The sequence below is a fragment of the Microseira wollei NIES-4236 genome (assembly GCF_020521235.1).
GTDB classification, from domain to species: domain Bacteria; phylum Cyanobacteriota; class Cyanobacteriia; order Cyanobacteriales; family Aerosakkonemataceae; genus Microseira; species Microseira wollei.
Window position 1 is genome coordinate 1 of record NZ_BLAY01000570.1, and the last position, 449, is coordinate 449.

Sequence of the window (449 nt, forward strand, 5' to 3'; positions counted from 1 at the left end):
ACGGCATCAGAAATATTCTGGAGCCATCAAAATTTGATGATTGCCGTGTCCCTACCCGAACCCATGAAAAACGATCCGCAATCTTGTCGGGACGCATCAGAAATATTCTGGATAAATGAAAATTGTATGATTGCCTTGTCCCTACCCGAATTTATGAAAAACGATCCGCAATCTTGTAGGGACACGGCATCCAAGATATTCTGGATAAATGAAAATTGTATGATTGCCTTGTCCCTACCCGAATTTATGAAAAACGATCCGCAATCTTGTAGGGACACGGCATCAGAAATATTCTGGAGCCATCAAAATTTGATGATTGCCGTGTCCCTACCCGAATTTATGAAAAACGATCCGCAATCTTGTAGGGACACGGCATCAGAAATATTCTGGAGCCATCAAAATTTGATGATTGCCGTGTCCCTACCCGAATTTATGAAAAACGATCCGCA

At 42.1% G+C, this 449-nt stretch carries 1 protein-coding gene; it reads left to right on the forward strand.

The window, feature by feature from the left end:
* On the forward strand, positions 1-449 hold a 449-nt coding region (locus MiSe_RS49880; RefSeq protein ID WP_226595047.1), incomplete at both ends, for a hypothetical protein.